We start from the raw sequence: 18,016 nt of genomic DNA, 5'->3' as shown, positions 1-18,016 counted from the left end.
CAGCACCGAAACGAGGCGATAGGTGACCTCGGACTCCTCCCTTCAGCACGGTGTCTCCTTCAGTTGGCCCGCGGCCGTGATCGTCGCGATCGCCTTCATCGTGCTTACCCCGCCCGCGTTGCTTGCCGGTACCTACTCGATCTTCGAAGCCTCGCTCGCGATTCTCGCGCTGGCCTTTGCAGCAACACTGTGGCGACTACCTGCGCTGCGGATGATACCGGTGCCCACGGTGTTGCTGGTTCTCCTGGCGCTCATGCTCGCCTCCACCCTGTGGAGCTCGGCATCGTTGTACACCCTTCGCGACGCGCTCGCCTATCTCGCGCTGGCGGCGGCGGCGTGGGCGCTCGTGCGTCTCGGTGGAGTTCAGTCGCTCCTTGTAGGGATTGTCGGGGCTGGCGTGCTGATTGCGCTCGCTTCCCTCGCGCTTTGGGCAATCGCCCCGGACGTCGCTACGCCGCAGTACTACGACTACCTCAACGGCATCTACGCCAACCGTAACCAACTGGGGTTCTCGATGCTTCAGGTGCTCCCCGCGGTAATAGCGCTAGACCTACGGCTTCGTTTGAGCGCACTAATCCGTCTTGTCCTCATAGCGTTGGTCGTCGGTGTGATCGTGGTCAGCGAATCGCGAACGAGCCTCGTGGCAGCCGTGATCGTGCTCGTCGCCTGGGCAGTCCTCTGGCTGGTAAGGAGGTCAGTTCGCATGGCCGTTGGCGCCGCTGTGCTTGCCGTGGGCGGCGTTGTATTGACGGCGCTGAACTGGAGCACGTTCCTGGATGTCCTTGGGAAGAACTCGTCCCTGTCGGGCCGCAGCGACGTGTGGCACGGGATCCTGAACCTCATTGCTGAGAACCCTCTAACCGGTTTTGGCTTTCTGCGGGAGTGGCCAGGGGGATCTGCGCAGGCTACCGCAGTAGCAGAAGCCTCTGACGGTGCGCAGATGATCCATGCACACAACGAGATTCTCAGTTGGCTCTCGGCCCTGGGCGTTATCGGTTTGGTTCCGGTCGTTTTCCTTTACCTCTTCGTTTACACGGTTGCGTGGGTCTCCTACCGTCGGGCTACGGCCCCGCAAGCCATATGGGCCTTGCTTACGATGCTGGCGCTCCACATCAACGGTCTAACTTCAACTAGTGAGACTAAGCCGCAGGGTTGGCTGATGTTCATGCTTCTCGTGTTCGTTGCAGCAGCCTCTGCGGCTGCCATTGGGCTGAGGCTGCCGAGATGGCTGCATATCCGGTCGGTTCCCCCGGCGAGTGACCATCGCTCGACCGCAGTTTCATTCGCCGCGATGGCCAAGAGCAGAGATGAGTGATCAGATGGTGGCTGCAATCAAAGTCGTAGTGGTCGGGCAGGGCTATGTCGGTTTGCCTGTAGCCATGCGCGCCGTCGCTCAAGGCTTCAATGTCGTGGGCTTGGATCTCGACAAGTCACGTGTCATGCGCTTGGCAGGAGGAGACTCCTACATCGATGACATATCGGATGAGGAGCTGCAAGCGGCGCTCGATTCAACGCGCTACTTGCCGTCGTCTGATTATGCTGACGCTGCCGACTTCGACGTCGCGGTCATCACAGTTCCGACGCCACTGCGCGAAAGCCTTCCGGACCTGAGCTTCATCGAAGGATCAGCCAAGTCTTTGGCACCGCATATGCGTCGCCATTCGACAGTGATCCTTGAGTCCACCACGTATCCAGGTACGACCGAGGAGCTGCTCGTTCCGGCGCTGGAGAAGGGATCAGGACTGCGGGCTGGCATCGATTTTCATGTCGGCTATAGCCCGGAACGTATCGACCCCGGAAATAAGACCTGGGGTTTCGTCGAGACGCCGAAGGTCGTGTCTGGCATCGACGGGGCATCACTCGAGAAGGTGAATTCCTTCTACAGTCAGTTGGTGCGGACTACGGTGCCGGTCAGTTCTCCGAAAGAAGCCGAGCTCACCAAGCTTCTCGAAAACACTTTTCGTCACGTAAACATTGCACTTGTCAACGAGCTCGCCATTTTTGCTCACCAGTTGGGGGTGAATGTGTGGGAGGCAATTGAGGCTGCCAGCACGAAGCCCTTCGGGTTCATGAAGTTCACGCCAGGACCGGGCGTTGGGGGGCATTGTTTGCCGGTGGACCCTAGTTACCTTTCGTGGCAGGTTCGCCGGAAGTTGGGGCAGAACTTCCGCTTCGTCGAGCTCGCCAACGACATCAATGATCACATGCCGGACTATGTGGTTCAGCGTCTCATGTCCCTGCTGAACGCCAAGAGTAAGGCTATCCGCGGCAGTCGTATCGGCTTACTGGGCCTGGCCTACAAGAGGAACACCGGAGACATCCGGGAGTCTCCGTCGCTGCGAATCATCGAAGTCCTTCGTGATTATGGGGCCGAGGTGTATGCCGTCGATTCTCATGTAGGTGAGTCACATTGGCCGGACGGTGTGGTGCGAGCCCAATCTCAGGCTGAACTTCTTGACGGTGCCGATGCTGTCGTAGTCGTCACAGATCACGATGAGTTTGATTTCGCTTCGCTCGGTGAGGGCGAAGTTCCAGTGCTCGATACGAGGAACCGCGTCAGAGGCTCAAGAGCGGAGGCTCTTTAGAGCGTCGTGGCGCCGATCGCGACGTAAGTCGCCCCCCGCCATTTTTTCGGATCGAGCGCCCGTCGTCCGTCAAGGATTACCTGAAGACCGGGGACCTTTGACTCGTCCCAGTCCCTGTACTCAGCGTGGTCAGCCTGCACGATTACAGCGTCGGCTTCGACGCCCTCAGCCCGCGGTGTGAAGCCGAGGCTTTCCAACTCCTCGTCGCTGTAGAGGGGATCGTGCACACTCACCTGGGCGCCGAACTCTTCGAGTTCGGAGACAGTTGAGAAGATCCCGGAGAAGGCTGTCTCTTTGACGCCTCCGCGATACGCGGCTCCGAGCACAGCGATGCGCTTGCCATCCAGGCCTCCGAGATGAGCTTGCAGCATCCGTACGGCGTAGCCGGGCATGCCCGCGTTGCGTTCGCGCGCGGCGCGAACGATGGTGGCGTCCGGGTCGTTCCAGAGATAGAGCCTTGGGTAGACCGGGATGCAGTGACCGCCGACGGCGATGCCGGGCCGGTGGATGTGGCTGTAGGGCTGGGAGTTGCAGGCTTCGATCACCTTGTAGATGTCGATTCCGGTCTTGTCGGCGTAGCGCGCGAACTCGTTCGCCAGGCCGATGTTGACGTCACGGTAGGTCGTCTCGGCGAGCTTTGCCATCTCGGCGGCCTCGGCGGTGCCGAGATCCCACACTCCGTTCGCCCGCGGCAGGTCGTCGCGGGCGTCGAACTGCAGCACGGCTTCGTAGAAGTCGCGCGCCAGCTTTGCTCCAGTCTCGCTCAGGCCGCCGACGAGCTTGGGGTACTTGCGGAGGTCCTCGAATACACGTCCCGTGAGCACGCGCTCGGGGGAGAACACGAGGTGGAAGTCCTCGCCCTCAACGAGGCCGCTCCCGGCCTCGAGCATCGGCTTCCAGCGCGTGCGCGTGGTGCCGACCGGCAGGGTCGTCTCATATGAGACGAGGGTGCCGGGGGTAAGGTGCGGCGCGAGAGCCTCTGTTGCCGAATCCATCCAGCCGAAATCGGGTCGGGCCTCATCGTCCACGAAGAGCGGGACGACAATGACGATCACGTCGGCACCGGGGATAGCTTTCGCGTAGTCGGTCGTTGCACTAATCCTGCCCGCGGCGGTGCACTCGGCCAGTTTCTCCTGGAGGTGTGCCTCTCCGGGGAAGGGCTCCACCCCGCGATTGACGCTCTCTACGACCGCCTCGTTCACGTCCAGCCCAACGACGGTCTGGCCCGCGCTCGCGAACTGTACGGCGAGGGGCAGGCCGATCTTGCCAAGCCCGATGACGACTACATTCACTGGTGATGTCCTTTTGGTGTCGATGCGTCAGAAGGGGGTCTGATTCAGAGAGTGATGGCGCTGCCCGTCCGCGAGGACTCGATGGCCGACTCTGCCACTCGGAGCGTGGCAAGACCCTCGCGTAGCGTGACGATTTCTGAGCGCGTGCCGAGGATCGCATCGCGGAACGCTTCGTGCTCCACACGAAGAGGCTCGCGCTTGGTGAGTGCGAATCGGGTCATGCTGCCCTCCGAGACCCCGCGGAATGCCGCGACCGACTCCCAGTCGGTCGCAGTGGTGCCGTTCTCGAAGTAGGTGAGATCGGCGGAGATCGTGTCGGCGACGAAGGAACCGTTCTCGCCGGTGACGATCGTCAGGCGCTCCTTCAGGGGGGACAGCCAGTTCACGAGGTGGCTTGTGATGATCTGGTTGTGCAGCCGACCGGTGGCCACGACAAGGTCCTCGTGAGGGCGGCCACTCTTGAGCGCCGTCTGCGCATAAATCGTGGCGTAGTGGCTCTGGGCGAGCCAGGCGGTCGCGTCGAAGTCGTGCGTGCCCAGGTCCTTGATCACACCGACATCCGCGATGCGAGCGGGGAAGGGGCCCTGCCGGCGGGTGGCGATCTGGTGCACCTCGCCGAGGTCGCCGTTCTCGATGCGGCTTCTGAGACTCTGCAACGCGGGGTTGTACCGCTCGATGTGACCGACAGCGCCGACGAGTCCCTTCGCTTCGAAGGCATCGACGAGGCGGTTGCCCCCTGCGGAGTCGGCGGCGATGGGCTTCTCGATGAGTGTATGCACGCCGGCCTCGGCGAGCCGCAGTCCAACCTCCTCGTGGAAGGCTGTCGGCACTGCTACGACTGCCATGTCGATGCCGAGATCGATGAGTTCCTCCACGTTGCGCACAACGGGCGCCCCGCCAGTGACACCGTGGAGGTCGCCTGCCTCATCCGCAGCCGCGACGAAGGTGACGCCGGGGATCTCGCGGAGCACTCGGGCGTGGTGGCGCCCCATCATGCCGAGGCCGATGAGGCCTGCACGCAGGTCCATCACGCACCGGCCTTCGCGAGCGCATTGACGGCATCGACGATTCGCTCGAGGTCTCCCGCAGAAAGGGAGGGGTGCACGGGCAGCGAGATGACCTCACGAGAGGCCGCTTCAGTGACCGGCAGTTCTTCGCTGCGCTGAAACGATGGCAGGCGATGGTTGGGAATCGGATAGTAGACGCCGCTGCCAATCTGGTACTCCTCGCGAAGGGCAGTGACGAAGCCGTCGCGGTCGTCGCTCACGCGGATCGTGTACTGGTGGTATACGTGCTCGGCACCGTTCGCGACCGCAGGCGTCGCGACTCCGCGGAGGTTCTCGGTAAGAAACGCAGCGTTCCGTTGGCGCTGCTCTGTCCACCCGTTCACCTTGGTGAGCTGCACGCGACCGATCGCGGCGTGGATGTTGGTCATGCGGGCATTGAAACCGACAAGCTCGTTCTCGTACTGACGCTTCATTCCCTGGTTGCGTAGCAGGCGCAGGCGGCGTTCGATCTCGGCGTCGCCCGTACTCACCATCCCGCCCTCACCCGAGGTCATGTTTTTGGTCGGATAGAGGCTGAACATGGCGAAGTCGCCGAAGGTGCCGACTCGCTTGCCATCGAGGCTCGCGCCGTGGGCTTGTGCAGCATCCTCGAAGAGTTTGAGTCCCTTCTCGTCGGCAAGGGCGCCCAGTGCTTCCATGTCGGCCGGATGCCCGTAGAGGTGCACAGGCATGATGGCGGCGGTGCGGTCCGTGACGACGGCACGCACTGCATCCGCGTCGAGGCAGTAGTGCTCGGCCTCGATGTCCGCGAAGACGGGAGTTGCGCCGGTGAGAGCTACCGAGTTTGCCGTCGCCGCGAAGGTGAAGGACGGCACAACGACCTCGTCGCCGGGGCCGATGCCAGCCGCGAGCAGGCCGAGGTGCAGGCCCGAGGTGCCTGAGTTGACGGCAACTGCAGCACGGCCGTCAAGCAGCACCTCAGAGAACTCGCTCTCGAATGCCGCTACCTCTGTGCCCTGGGCGAGCTGGCCGGTTGCAAGGATCGCGTCCACGGCACGTCGTTCGTCGTCGCCGATGATGGGCTTCGCTGCTGGGATGAATTCGTTCACGCGGGCTGCTCCGTCAGGGTCTCGTCGTTCTCGATGTAGCGTTCGCCGGTCGCTGGGCATACCCAGCCCTCCGCGTCCTCAATGAGGGGGTGGCCAGCCTTGCCGACCCATCCGATGCGCCTTGCCGGCACGCCCGCCATAAGGGCGTAGTCGGGCACGTCTCTGGTGACCACGGCACCCGCCGCGATGGTGGCCCACCGTCCAATGGTGACGGGGGCAACACACACCGTCCGTGCGCCAATGGATGCTCCGTCGCGGATTGTCACCCCCACCGGTTCCCAGTCGTGCGCCGACTTGAGGGTGCCGTCGGGATTGACCGCTCTGGGGTAGGTGTCGTTCGTGAGCACGACTGCCGGGCCGATGAAGACACCGTTGCCGAGGACCGCCGGCTCGTAGACGAGGGCGTCGTTCTGGACTTTACAGTTGTCGCCGAGGACGACGCCAGCGCCTATGTACGCGCCGCGGCCGACGATGCAGTTGGCGCCGATCGACGCGTCCTCACGAACCTGCGCGAGGTCCCAGATCTTTGTGCCGTCTCCGACGGCGGCGGCGTCGGCGACCTGCGCGGACGAAGCGATGTTCTTCACGTGATCTGATCTCCCATGTCCCACGGTCCCGCTCGGAAGTCTACCGACGTACCGCTTGTGTCCTGCTCGGCGTCGCGCCGTCATTGGCGGCCTTAGCATCGGTGTGTGACCTCTGCTGATCTTGCGCTCGCCGATGCGAGAGCGAAAGCTACCCCGCAGCGCAGAGACATCCAAGGACTTCGGGCGATCGCCGTGGCGGCGGTAGTGGTGAATCATGCTGTGCCCGATGCTCTCCCGGGAGGTTATGTAGGGGTCGATGTCTTTTTTGTGATCTCCGGCTTTCTCATCACTTCATTGATTGTGCGCGAGTTGGCGGGTGGAGAGGGCTTCGACTTCTCACGCTTCTACGTGCGGCGGATCCGTCGCATTCTGCCGGCATCTCTGGTCGTTGCAGTAGTGACGTTTGTCGTGTGCCTCATCTGGCTGCCGCCTACGTTGATTCCTGGAGTGGGCACTGATCTCGTCGCGACGGTGTTCTACGTGCCCAACATCGCCTTTGCGATTGAGGGGACCGATTACCTCGCAGGCACCGAGCCCTCGCCTTTTCAGCACTACTGGTCACTCGGGATCGAAGAGCAGTTTTATCTGCTGTGGCCTCTCCTGCTCGTCGTGGCTTGGCGCGCATGGGCACAGCGCAGCAGCGGGCTGTTGGCAGTCACGGTAGCCGTGTGTGCGGCGTCCTTCGCTTGGTGCCAGTACGTGACGTATACGTCGCCCGTTTGGGCTTTCTTCTCGCTCCCAACAAGAGCATGGGAACTTGCGCTCGGCGGAGTGGCGGCGCTTCTCGCTCCTCGGGTTCACACGCTATGTTCGCCCGCTGTTGCGGCCGTTCTCTCGTGGCTCGGCCTAGCCGCGATTGTCACGTCCGCCGTTGTCCTTCCCGGGGCGGCTCCCTTTCCTGGGTGGCTTGCTGCCATCCCTGCGGCTGGCGCAGTTGCGCTCATTCTGGGAGGAGGAAGGGAAGTTCTGTGGGGGCCCGAGATCGTGCTCGGGCGTCGTCCGCTGCAGTTCGTCGGTGAGATCTCCTACTCGCTGTATCTAGTTCATTGGCCTCTTTTGATCGTCCCCATCACTGTTATCGGTGCGAGCTCTGAAGTGCCAGCGTGGATTGGGGTCGTTCTGGGCCTCGCGGCCCTCCCCATCGCATGGCTCCTCTACCGCTGGGTCGAACAACCATTCCGTCACGCGCCAGGAGTTGTGAACTTGCGGCCCCGCGTGGTGATCGGCGGCGCCGGGGTCGCATCACTTCTCGCGGCGATTCTCGCCGCTACATCGCTCCCCGTGGCGGATGCGCGACTCGCGGCGAATGGCGAGGTTGCGGATGTAGCCAGTCATGAGCTTGGACTCGTCGTTCCGCCTGAGTTCTCCACCATTGTTCCTTCAAATCTGACCCCAGCTCTGACGGAGGCGAGTACTGACATCCCCTCTATATATCGTGATGGGTGCCATCTCGACTGGACGGCGACGGAACCTATTGGGTGTTCCTTCGGGGATGTGACCTCGGGAGTTCGGGTCGCTCTCTTCGGAGACTCGCACGCAGCGCAGTGGTTCCCCGCCGTGTCGGAGCTCGCGGAGAGGCACGGGTTCCAGGTCGATTCCTACACGAAGTCATCATGCCCTTCGGCAGTCGTTGACGTCGTGTTGGATGCGTTGCCCTATGACGAATGCTCGACCTGGAGGAGTGCGGTCCTTGAGCGTCTGGTCGCAGACCCGGTCGACCTCGTCATTGTCTCTAATGCCTCCAACGGAGCCGAAGCGGAGCTTGACGAGTGGCTGGAGGGACTACAACAGACGGTCGAGCGTGTATCAGCTGTCTCCCCAGTAGTTGTGATCGCTGATACCCCCTATCTCCCGCTGGTGCCGCCCACCTGTCTGGCTGCGAACATGGACGACACAGCGGCATGCACGGTTTCGCCCGAAAGGGCCATTCGTGGGAAGTGGGCAGGGGCACTCGCAGCCACCGCCACGGCTGCGGGGGCAAAGGTCATCGACCTGAACGACCATCTTTGTGACGACGATGAGTGTGGTCCGATCATCGGAGCGCGTCTTGTATACCGCGACGCGCATCACCTGACCGCGTCATTCGCCCGGGACCTGGCCAGTGTGTTGTGGGACGAGATCTCCGTGGTTGCGCCGCTCCGCGAGGGCCACTGAGTTGATTGCGTTCGCCTCGAGGTTCCCACCAGTTCCCTCGCGGCGCGAGCATCAACAGTAGGAACAGGGCTACAAGTCCATGAGTGAACATGGCCGTGAGGATCGATGAACTGGAAAGCACGATCGTCGGCATCACGACGATCAACGCGACCGGCAGGCGAGGGAGCCCTTCCGCCGCGCGGTCGAGAAACCAAAGGTATACGAGGAGCACGCCCCCAGCGCCGATCATGCCCACCCAACCGAAATTCGCGAAGCCGTCGGCAAAGAGGTTTGCGTTCGACGCCATGTTCGTGCGCCCTGTGAGCCATTCGGCGACAACGTAAGGGGGGCTGCGGTCGTACGAATAGTCGACGACCGATCGCAATATCGAGTGCCCAAGATTCGCGTGCGGGTTCTCGCTGAAGTGGGCAATGTATGCGGAGGTCAGAGTTCCCGGTGTGCTGAGGAACCGGCGAGTAAACAGTGATGTGAACACGCCGGAGTTCATGATCGCATCCGCAAGTGACGACACGACGATCAGAGCACTCGCGCCCCAGAGGAAGGTGCTACCGCGCAGGGGTACACGTCGCCAGTAGAGGACGGCGATGACTGCGAACGCAGCGATGGAAAAGATCATCGACTTGAAGCCGGTGCTGGAGTAGAGGACGAGCTCTCCCATCACGCCGAGTGTGAACGGAACCAGCGACCGAGCGCTGATTCCTCTCGCGATGAGAATAGGGTTCACGACATAGGCCTGGGTGAAGACGAGGTAGCTCAGGATCGCGATGTCTGAGGCGGCAGTGGAGTACTCCTCTCGAAGGTCGTACACATCGAGGATGTCCGACAAGTCGAGGCTTAGTCCCTGCGTTGCCGCAAGAAGTCCATACGTGGTCGCCGACACCACGGCGAGGAGGATCGTGAACGCTAGCGGAGGCAGTTGGAATGTCAGGCCTGACCCGCGGCGCCGCAACGAGAGCGCAACTGCGGCAGAAACCCCGCCCATCACGAGAGCGAGCGTAGTCGCTTGTTCACGAGACAGATATGAGGTGTAGGGCGCCATAAGGATGCTCGGAGCGACAGCAACCACGAAGAGGACCCACAGAATGAGGTCGGACGGTCTGTCGAGGCGTCGTGGGAGCGCGAGGGTGACTGCACTTGCCACCGCAATTGTCACGGCAACCAGCAGGAGATCTGGATGCTCGTACCGATACCCAAGCTGTGGGTATAGCGGGGCAATGACAGCGGCGTTCACCCAGTGCAGGAGGATCGCGAGGAGTAGAACCGCTGCGGGAATCGCGACCAGCGCGCGAACTATGAAGCCTAGGCGAGCACCGCTTTGGGTGCAGCCAGCGCTCTGCATAATCGGTGCGGCCATTGGGCGACGAGGATAGCACGCGAGCTTAGCCTCAACTTCGCAGCGTCTCTCCTACTCACAGTCTGCATGATGCGAACGATGGCGCTGTCGTGCCAGCAACGTCGAGTCTGCTATTGAACTCGGCGCCCACGGTACGGCGCCCAGCGACCTACACGCCACACTACGAGGTCGAAGGAGGGGTTGAACCCGGCGGCCTCTATGCCCTTTATGGAAGCCGAATTTTCGGACTCAGTGTCGACGAGAACCTTAGCGTTCAGATCCTTGCTCCTGGCGACACGGGCAAGTTCGTGGAGTAGCAGTCCGAAAATGCGGTGGCCCCGGTATTCAGGATCGACCGCGCAAAAGTGAATTAGCGCTTCGTGCGGTTCGAGGTCGAAGTAGCCATTCACGCGCCGCCTACGGTCGGAGGGGGCAGTAACCCAACCATGTCCGACGACGCGCCCATTGATGCGCGCATAGAGTCCGATCTGTCCTGAGTCCGCCATGTTCGCGAAGCGGCGAGCGACGGCTGGCCCCCGAAAATCTTGGACACACTCCGAGTTGCCGGGGGTGATCGGACTCAACTCAACGCCGCGAAGGCTGGTCGTGACCTTTTCAGGGGCATCTCGCCATTCGAATACCCGATACTTGACGAGTCTGATGCGTTTCATGCGGATCCCCTTTGCGCTTCGCGCTCTGCCACTTGCACAATGCGATATCCCCACGCCCACGTGACGATGTAGTTGACCGCCTGTCCGCCGTAGAGCAACCATGCAGTGGTCACGATATCGGCGTCAAGGAGCCGAGAGACAACTGCAGCGCTGACCAACAGGGCTATGCGCGAAATGTCGACCGTTATCGAAGCGAACGACCTCTGGAATGTCATATAGACCCTGCTGAGCGGTGACACTACGAGCCCTAGTCCGACGGACAAGGCCATCGCTTGAGCGAGGAGCCCACTTCCCTCCCACGTGGGCCCCAGAATGAATGGCAGCAGGGATGGTGCCAGCAGGAAGATGGCAAGAGCAAGAGCGGCAGCCAGCATTCCCACTCGGCTCGAAATCCGCAGGTAAAGCTGGCTCATGCCTCCTGCGCCGTCGCGAAGCCGTCTGGAAATCTCGGCGCCGAACACCTGAGCGAGAGACGCTCCGATGAGAGTCATGGGAACGAATACGAGCCGTTGCGCCATGCCCAACTGTCCGGCACCCTCCGCGGCGAACCACAATGCAATCAGCAGGATCGGTAGTTGGCTACCCAACGAGTTCAACAGGCCCGACGGGGTAAACACCAGCGGAAATCGCCAGTAATGGCGGAGAGTACGCCTGTAACCCCCGCCGAGTGGCCGCTTGAAGAGACTTCTGGAAGCACGGATGAGTGGGACGTAGCCGACCGACCTGCCGAAGAGGTATCCGCCCATAAGGCTCGCGCTCGATGGATGGATCAGACCCAGGCCAACCTGACCGAAGGCCATTCCGATTGCTTGAGTTATGGATCGGTTCGCTACTGTCTTGTACTGTCGATCTCTGAGAGCGGCCTGGCTGAGCACAGAGAAGGTCGAGCTGGCAAGCACCATACCTGAAACCCAGAGCGGTGCTGCCTCCACTTCCTTCAGCTCGGTAAGGAAACCGATTGCGGGCAGCAGCCAGACGGTGACTCCCGAAGCCACAGCAACAGCCGTGGATGAGAAGAGCGCGAGACGCAGCAATCTGCGGGCGGTATCTTCGTCCTTAGGCAATAGCAGGGCGGCTTCGAGCTTGAGCGTTGCAGTAGGTCCGAGAATCGCGGCCACGGCCATGAGCAGCGACAGGATCCCGAAATGTTCGGGAGTGTACAGGCGAGAAAGTATCGGGGCGACGGCGACAAGAATTAGTTGCCCGAAGGCGGTCCCCAGTGTGATGGCAGCTACGCCTCGAAGGCCAGCGCTGAACCGGCCGGTAAACCGACTGATGAGTCTTCTCACGTGCCTCGCTTCATAATAGGCAGGTACCGCCCAGCACTTGCGGTCGATCCTATCGTTCCGCTGAGATGCCCCTTGCAACAGTAGAGGGATCTGAAGAGCTGGACTCGCGCGTGTATTCGAGGGAAAGAGCAGAGCAGCAAAAGTGAAGGCTTCGGCAATTTCGGTGGATATCTCACCTGATGGACAAGTGCCTCTCGGCGCGGCGACAGGTGCGGATCGTGCAACGTGGCTCGGAATCAGCGAGCCGATCGAAGCCACCTTTTTGGCTATCTGGCCAGACGGGGAACAGCCGGTTCTGATCGTTTCGCTCGATCTTCTTTACCCCGGTCGCATCCTCCGGGCCGCGATCGAGCGTGCTGCTGACTTAGCGCCGGAGCGCATCTTCGTGGCCGCAACGCATACACATCGCGCACCGATGACCGATGACACGAAGCCCAGGCTGGGTATGCCTGACTCCCAATACATGCAGTGGCTGGTTGCGAAGGTTGGAGACGCGACCCGTGATGTCCTAGATCCGGCACGGGCGGTTGACGTTACAATGCGCGTCGGCACCGGTTTCGCGGAACACAGCATCAACCGGCGTCTCCGAAAGAAGGTCGTGGTGGGCCGTCGTTTTCGAGTGAACGAAGTGGTCATGGCCCCCAATCCCTCTGGTGAGACGGATGAGACTCTTGGCGTGATCGCCTTCGTCGCTGACGGCGGAGAGCCCGTCGGGGTGATCTGGAACTACGCCTGCCACCCAGTGGGTTTTCCTCACCTGAATACCATTGCCGCGCACTACCCAGGAGTCGTGCGCGACGCACTTCGTGCCCATGTCGGGAATAGCGAGCTGCCGGTTGCGTTCCTGCAGGGATTTTCTGGTGACACGAGGCCGAGTGCCAGCACCAAGGTGCACAGTGCTCGCAGGCGTCTGAGGCAACTGGTGATGGGGCGGCTCTTCGACGATATGACGGAGCATGCCTACCTCGAGTGGGCTGGAAGCCTGGCGGTAAGGGTCAAAGAGGTTTTCGACCGAGCGGAGGACCGCATGAGTGATGTGGTTCGCGCTCGTCGAGTTGAGCGAGTTAGCGCAGACTTTGTCAAAGGGGCGAAGGAGCCCGTGGTGTTTCATTCCGTCGATCTCGCGGATGTCACCCTCGTCGGCATCAGCGGCGAAGCAGTGAGCGGGTACGCCGCTCGCGTTCGTGCGCTGGTGCCCTCCCGAATCATCTTCTGCGTGGGATGCATTGACCACCCGTTCGGCTACGTCCCAACCGCGCGGATTCTTGCCGAGGGTGGGTATGAAGGTGGGGGATTCTGTGGCGCGTTTGGCCTCGAATCGCTCAACGCTTCCATCGAGAGCGACGTGATGGCCGGATTCGCCTCTGTTCTCAGCTCGTACGAGAACCAGCAAGCCTAGAGCCGGCCCTTTTCATCGTCGCGACGAGATAGCGGGCATCGGCTTGATGGATGGTGATGTACTCGGTGAGCCTCATTCCCCACTCCGCCTTGGCGCGGGCGACGGCGCGGATATTCGCTCCCGCGTAGTCGAATGATGTGAGGCCCAGCTCGGCCATCTCTTCCAGTACTCCGGAGTACATGAGTTGAGCGGCGCCTCGTTTGAGTGCTCCGAACTGCGTTCCCTGAATCCAGTCCAGCGCGGTCCCGCCCTTGGTCACCAAGCGAGCACCGGCGCTAACCGCCTCGCCATTCGGAGCTCTCACGCTGTGCGTTCGATATTCCGAAGAATCAAGCGCAGCCGCAGCACGCTCTAACATCGAAGCTGAGACCCGATAGTCGAACCCCTTGCGGTCTGCTGTCGCGTTTAGACAGTCGGCAAGTTCACGAGGAGTTGCCCCTTGCGCGAAGACAAATCCCTCGCGCGAAGCCTTTCTCACATTTTTGCGCACCGCCTGGGTTGCGCGGCTTATCTCATAGGGCAGTGACGTGGTGAATGTGTAATTGACTGTTGTAAGCAGCCCCGCCCACCTGAACGGTCTAGCGTCACTGAAGTTGGGCGTCAGTGACAACGTCCCGATGATTCGGCGCGCCGATAGCTCGGCTGCCAGTTCGCTGCACAGCTCATCCCACTGGCGACTTAGCCGTTCGGGGCGGTCGTTCCCTGACGGCACAAAGCGGAAGGGAAGATATGGGTTTAGTGGTGGTTGCCGTACCCTGCCGCGCTTATCTGTGTATATGACGCCTTCGAGTTTGTGGGAGGTGCCGTATGTGACTCTGTGTGGCGCAAGGCCCCAAGCCGCGTGGTTCCACTCCAGCCATGCGTCGGACGCGAGGACCTCGTAGTCAAACTGATCAGGCAGAAGAAGCCCCCCAAAGTCTGATGTCATGTGTGCCTTGCATCCTCAAGAGTGCTGATGAACTTTTGGGCGAGAACATCGCGAGAGAAGGCGGACGCGAGATGCGAGGCCGCCGCTCTTTTTCGCCTGAGCTCGGCCTCATCGGATACGAGGTTCACGAGTCGCCTCGCAGCCGATTGATGATCATCGGCAGATAGGACGATACCTGCCCCGCTCTCTGTGAGCGCCTCGGCCTGCCAACCCCCGTAGTTGATGGCTATCGGTCGCCCAGCGGCGAGCCCGTCGAAGAATTTGTTCGCGCTGTTGGCCTCCATCTCCTTCACAGGGATAAACAACGAGGTCGAAACGGTGGCTGCAGCGAAGACGACAGGAACTTGAGCCTTGGGGACGGGGGAGAGAATAAAGAAATTGGAGTCGAGGACGCCAAGTTCCTGCGCTCTCTCACGCACGGCCTCACGTCTCGCCCCATCGCCCATGGCGACAAACCGTAATTCAGGATTGAGCTGGGCTGCCGCGGCTGCAACCTCGGCGAGATACTCGACGCCGTTGACGAGTCCGAAGGTCCCGCAGTAAACGATGAGCGGGCGATCCCCTAACCACTCATGACTGCTTCGCCAGGCAGTAACAGCTTCGTCGGAAACCCTCTGGAAGTCCGCCAGATCGCAGCTATTGGGAATTACTTCGATGCGCTCAGCTGGATAGCCGCGTGCAATCACACCGTCCCGCATCCCCGGGGAAAGAGCAACCACTCGCCGGGCGGAGCGGTAGGCCCATTTCTCGAGAGCTTTCGCTATGCCGATCATGACCGGGTTCTTCAGTACCCCGAGCGCTATCGGCATGGTGGGCCAGAGATCGCGCACTTCGAAGACGATTGGGGTGCGTCGAAACAAGGTCGCGAAGCGGGCAGGCAGGATGATCGTGAGTGGAGTGCTCGTCGCGAAGACGAGGTCGGCACGCACAGAGCGGGCGCGCCTCGCGGAAAGCGCGGCGAACTGAACGAAGGCGAGGATGCGACGGCGGAAGCTCATCCGATTGGAGTACGGCACGCTGCACCAGTGAACCGTTATGCCGTCTACGGTCTCGACTTGCCAACCGGCGCTCGTGTGCGCCTCCGACGAGCGTGCAGCGATCATATGAACGTCATGGCCCGCCGCGACAAGCCGTTTGGCGAATTCGTAGGAGCGCGAGCCTGTGGCTCCGGTGCCCGGGTTGAAGTACTGGTGCAGATAGGCAATCTTCATTCGACTGCCTTTCGATAGGCCGCGCGGAGATGCACCGTCTCAGCATCCCAATTGAAGGTTTCCTTCGCCGCGCGGAGGGCATTGCGAGAATGCCGATCAAGGAGATCAGGCTCCTCGGAGTAACGAGCGACGGCTGCTGCGATCGCGTCTGGGTCCTTCTCATCCACGACGAGACCGCAGTCGTGCTCCTCGATGATGCGGCGCCAAAGCGGAAAGTCGGAGGCAATCACCGGAGTACCAGCGGCAAAATACTCAAACATCTTCGTCGGAAGCGAATCCAGATATGCCGCGTTGGACTGCAAAACCACGAAGCCCACACGCGAACCCTGCATAAGGCCTCGGGCGTGGCTCGGGCTGACGGGCCCGTGGTACTCGACGCCGGCCCACCCCGCGCTCGCGCTGACTCTGGCTCTGAGATCGGCAGGCATCGGTCCCGCCAGCTGGAGGCGCCAGCCCTCGGGAAACGCACTCGAAGCGATCGCATCAACCATCTGAATCACCCCGCGGCGTTCGGAGATCGCTCCGACGTAGACCAGGGATCGCGGTCGTGATGCGACGGGGCCGCCGGGGCTAGCATCCGCACTCAGCGTGGGGTAGTTGTGGACAGTGGTGACGCGGGATGCGGAGAAGCGCTCTGCGATCGTCTCCGTGGCCGTGACAACATGATTCGCACGACGAGCCAATCCCAGTGACACCCTCGCTGCCACAATCATGAATGGTCGCAGCGCCGGCGTGACGTACTTCTTGTTGTCGATCTGCATCAAGAGGTCTTCATGGGCGTCGTAGATGACGCGCTTACCTAGGCCGCGAAGCAGGGGAATCGCCCATGTGAGCTCGGGATCGTGGAGATGAAACAGCTTCGCTCCAGTGCGGAGTCCGGCAGCGATTGCAAGCACCGATCCGAGTGAAGCACGAACGAGGCGGGGGAGGCGACGCAGAGTTACAACGTCAACGTCTGTGCGCTCCGCGTCGACCGTGCTCTCCACAGCGACGAGGGTCACCTTGTATCCCATGGCCTGCAGACTCGTGCACTCACGATAGTAAATCCGGTTGTCGCTCCATGAGTGAACGGAGCTCACATGAACGATTCGCACCGGATCACTAGCCTGCTCCACTTGCGTCACTCTTCCTTCACTGCTGCCGATGATCGATGGTGTGATCGACGTCGCGCTTCGGTGCCTATGGTCACAGTCACCGGGCCGGGATCCCCTTGACTGTAGCCGTCGGCGCGACATCGCGGACGACGCAGGCGGCGGCACCCACGGTGCTTCCGCGCCCAACCCTCAGACCTTGGAGGATGACGGCGCCCGCCCCGACAAGAGCGCCGCTCTCGACGAACACTTCTCCCGAGACGATGCCCCCTGGGTTGATCGAGACGAAGTCTTCCAACACAGCATCGTGACCGATCGTTGCATTCGGGTTGATGTGTACGTACTCGCCGATCGACACATTGGTGGAGACCTGCGCGCCGGCGCACACGACGCTGCCGCGACCGATGCGCGGGACGCTCCCTATCACCGCTGCCGGATGCACGAGAGTTGCGGGCTGTGCGCCTGCGGCCACCAACCGCGCTGTCACTGTCTCGCGCACGCTCGGCGACCCGATGGCCGCGACGAACTGTGCATCGCGCTCGAGGATAATCGCCTCATCTGTCCCAAGGAACGTGACACCGCGCGCATGCAGACGCTGCAAGGCGACCTCGCTCGGATGGGCATCGATCACACCCAGTAGATCGAAAGTCGGTGCGACGGCGTTGATTGCCTCGATCACATCGAGTGTCTCCCGACCGAAACCGCCGGCGCCGATCACGATGAGAGGCTGCGTCATCCGTTTCCCCTCCGCTCATCTCCTCGAAACTCATCCATGGTTGCACTGCCCTCGGCACTGATACCTTCGCGGCGTATAACCGCTGCGAAAGTTCTCCAGATGATCGACAGGTCGAGGCGGAGCGAGCGGTTCTCCACGTATTCCACATCGAGTTCCAGCCTCTCTGACCAGCCGAGCGCATTGCGTCCCGAAACCTGCGCCAGACCGGTTACCCCCGGGCGCACCTCGTGGCGGCGAGCCTGTCGCGGTGAGTAGCGCTCCAGGTACGAGACCAGAAGCGGGCGAGGGCCGACAATACTCATGTCACCCTTGAACACGTTGAGAAGCGAGGGCAGCTCGTCGAGGCTTGTTGAACGTAGCCGGCGGCCGAAAGTGGTGAGGCGTGCGGAATCCGACTCCACCCCCTCCCCGACGGTGGCGTCTCGCATCGAGCGGAACTTGTAGAGGGTGAATATCTTTCCACCGCGACCAGGGCGAGGCTGTCGGAAGATCACGGGGCGGCCCAAATCCTTGGCGACAAGAGCAGCGGTAACAAGCATGACGGGAGAAGCAACGATCAGCGCGACACCAGAGACGAGGATGTCGCCGGTGCGCTTCGCGACGTCGTAGGGTTTGCGGGCCACG

The 18,016-nt window shown here is 61.7% G+C and carries 15 protein-coding genes; 4 read left to right on the top strand and 11 right to left on the bottom strand.

Features of this window, described 5'->3' with window-relative positions; all coding sequences use genetic code 11:
- The first annotated feature begins 22 nt into the window (after nucleotides 1-22).
- Both OH146_RS13890 and OH146_RS04565 read left to right on the top strand, forming a co-directional pair.
- Nucleotides 23-1,315 (top strand): O-antigen ligase family protein, encoded by a 1,293-nt coding sequence (locus OH146_RS13890; protein WP_265157811.1) that lies wholly within the window; start codon nucleotides 23-25, stop codon nucleotides 1,313-1,315.
- Nucleotides 1,308-2,585: a nucleotide sugar dehydrogenase gene (locus tag OH146_RS04565; RefSeq protein ID WP_265157809.1), complete on the top strand. Its 1,278-nt coding sequence runs from the start codon at nucleotides 1,308-1,310 to the stop codon at nucleotides 2,583-2,585. The genes OH146_RS13890 and OH146_RS04565 overlap by 8 nt, the downstream gene beginning before the upstream one ends.
- Here OH146_RS04565 and OH146_RS04560 read toward each other — a convergent pair.
- The 4 genes from OH146_RS04560 to OH146_RS04545 are packed head-to-tail and all read right to left on the bottom strand — an operon-like array spanning nucleotide 2,582 to nucleotide 6,580.
- A complete protein-coding gene (locus tag OH146_RS04560) occupies nucleotides 2,582-3,877 on the bottom strand; it encodes a nucleotide sugar dehydrogenase (protein ID WP_265157807.1) in 1,296 nt (431 codons plus the stop codon). The two genes, OH146_RS04565 and OH146_RS04560, sit on opposite strands and share 4 nt — an antisense overlap.
- Nucleotides 3,878-3,921: 44 nt before the next feature.
- Nucleotides 3,922-4,908 (bottom strand): Gfo/Idh/MocA family protein, encoded by a 987-nt coding sequence (locus tag OH146_RS04555; protein WP_265157805.1) that lies wholly within the window; start codon nucleotides 4,906-4,908, stop codon nucleotides 3,922-3,924.
- Complete coding sequence (locus tag OH146_RS04550; protein ID WP_265157802.1) at nucleotides 4,905-5,993, bottom strand: DegT/DnrJ/EryC1/StrS family aminotransferase; 1,089 nt, start codon at nucleotides 5,991-5,993, stop codon at nucleotides 4,905-4,907. Before OH146_RS04550 ends, OH146_RS04555 begins: the two co-directional genes overlap by 4 nt.
- A complete protein-coding gene (locus OH146_RS04545) occupies nucleotides 5,990-6,580 on the bottom strand; it encodes an acyltransferase (protein ID WP_265157799.1) in 591 nt (196 codons plus the stop codon). Before OH146_RS04545 ends, OH146_RS04550 begins: the two co-directional genes overlap by 4 nt.
- Before the next feature lie 105 nt (nucleotides 6,581-6,685).
- Here OH146_RS04545 and OH146_RS13885 point away from each other — a divergent pair, with 105 nt between their 5' ends.
- Nucleotides 6,686-8,734 (top strand): acyltransferase family protein, encoded by a 2,049-nt coding sequence (locus OH146_RS13885; RefSeq protein ID WP_265157797.1) that lies wholly within the window; start codon nucleotides 6,686-6,688, stop codon nucleotides 8,732-8,734.
- 1,464 nt (nucleotides 8,735-10,198) lie between these two features.
- On the opposite strand, the gene OH146_RS04535 is transcribed toward OH146_RS13885, so the two are convergent.
- Nucleotides 10,199-10,738 (bottom strand): GNAT family N-acetyltransferase, encoded by a 540-nt coding sequence (locus tag OH146_RS04535; RefSeq protein WP_265157795.1) that lies wholly within the window; start codon nucleotides 10,736-10,738, stop codon nucleotides 10,199-10,201.
- Complete coding sequence (locus tag OH146_RS04530) at nucleotides 10,735-12,027, bottom strand: oligosaccharide flippase family protein (protein WP_265157793.1); 1,293 nt, start codon at nucleotides 12,025-12,027, stop codon at nucleotides 10,735-10,737. The genes OH146_RS04535 and OH146_RS04530 overlap by 4 nt, the downstream gene beginning before the upstream one ends.
- Nucleotides 12,028-12,169: 142 nt before the next feature.
- Here OH146_RS04530 and OH146_RS04525 point away from each other — a divergent pair, with 142 nt between their 5' ends.
- Nucleotides 12,170-13,426 carry a hypothetical protein gene (locus OH146_RS04525; protein ID WP_265157791.1) on the top strand — a complete coding sequence of 419 codons (1,257 nt, stop codon included), beginning with the start codon at nucleotides 12,170-12,172 and terminating at the stop codon, nucleotides 13,424-13,426.
- On the opposite strand, the gene OH146_RS04520 is transcribed toward OH146_RS04525, so the two are convergent.
- From OH146_RS04520 to OH146_RS04500, 5 genes are read right to left on the bottom strand one after another with little or no spacing between them, the layout of a single operon-like run.
- Nucleotides 13,398-14,354 carry a GNAT family N-acetyltransferase gene (locus OH146_RS04520; RefSeq protein ID WP_265157789.1) on the bottom strand — a complete coding sequence of 319 codons (957 nt, stop codon included), beginning with the start codon at nucleotides 14,352-14,354 and terminating at the stop codon, nucleotides 13,398-13,400. The two genes, OH146_RS04525 and OH146_RS04520, sit on opposite strands and share 29 nt — an antisense overlap.
- Nucleotides 14,351-15,565 (bottom strand): glycosyltransferase family 4 protein, encoded by a 1,215-nt coding sequence (locus tag OH146_RS04515; protein ID WP_265157787.1) that lies wholly within the window; start codon nucleotides 15,563-15,565, stop codon nucleotides 14,351-14,353. Before OH146_RS04515 ends, OH146_RS04520 begins: the two co-directional genes overlap by 4 nt.
- Nucleotides 15,562-16,800: a glycosyltransferase family 4 protein gene (locus OH146_RS04510; RefSeq protein WP_265157785.1), complete on the bottom strand. Its 1,239-nt coding sequence runs from the start codon at nucleotides 16,798-16,800 to the stop codon at nucleotides 15,562-15,564. Before OH146_RS04510 ends, OH146_RS04515 begins: the two co-directional genes overlap by 4 nt.
- The gene (locus tag OH146_RS04505; protein WP_265157783.1) at nucleotides 16,757-17,392 is read right to left on the bottom strand and encodes an acetyltransferase; all 636 of its coding nucleotides are present in this window, start codon (nucleotides 17,390-17,392) and stop codon (nucleotides 16,757-16,759) included. Before OH146_RS04505 ends, OH146_RS04510 begins: the two co-directional genes overlap by 44 nt.
- A complete protein-coding gene (locus OH146_RS04500) occupies nucleotides 17,389-18,015 on the bottom strand; it encodes a sugar transferase (protein ID WP_265157781.1) in 627 nt (208 codons plus the stop codon). Before OH146_RS04500 ends, OH146_RS04505 begins: the two co-directional genes overlap by 4 nt.
- Nucleotide 18,016 lies beyond the last annotated feature (1 nt).

The organism is Homoserinimonas sedimenticola, assembly GCF_026094475.1.
GTDB classification, from domain to species: domain Bacteria; phylum Actinomycetota; class Actinomycetes; order Actinomycetales; family Microbacteriaceae; genus Homoserinimonas; species Homoserinimonas sedimenticola.
The sequence above is the reverse complement of the archived record's forward strand: the minus strand, read 5'-3'. Positions and strand labels throughout refer to the sequence as shown.

Bases quoted from the DNA above. Each gene is read 5' to 3' on its own strand.
- OH146_RS04565 (WP_265157809.1), top strand. From the start codon at position 1,308: ATGAGTGATCAGATGGTGGCTGCAATCAAAGTCGTAGTGGTCGGGCAG.
- OH146_RS04535 (WP_265157795.1), bottom strand. From the start codon at position 10,738: ATGAAACGCATCAGACTCGTCAAGTATCGGGTATTCGAATGGCGAGAT.
- OH146_RS04520 (WP_265157789.1), bottom strand. From the start codon at position 14,354: ATGACATCAGACTTTGGGGGGCTTCTTCTGCCTGATCAGTTTGACTAC.
- OH146_RS04515 (WP_265157787.1), bottom strand. From the start codon at position 15,565: ATGAAGATTGCCTATCTGCACCAGTACTTCAACCCGGGCACCGGAGCC.
- OH146_RS04510 (WP_265157785.1), bottom strand. From the start codon at position 16,800: ATGTCGCGCCGACGGCTACAGTCAAGGGGATCCCGGCCCGGTGACTGT.
- OH146_RS04505 (WP_265157783.1), bottom strand. From the start codon at position 17,392: ATGACGCAGCCTCTCATCGTGATCGGCGCCGGCGGTTTCGGTCGGGAG.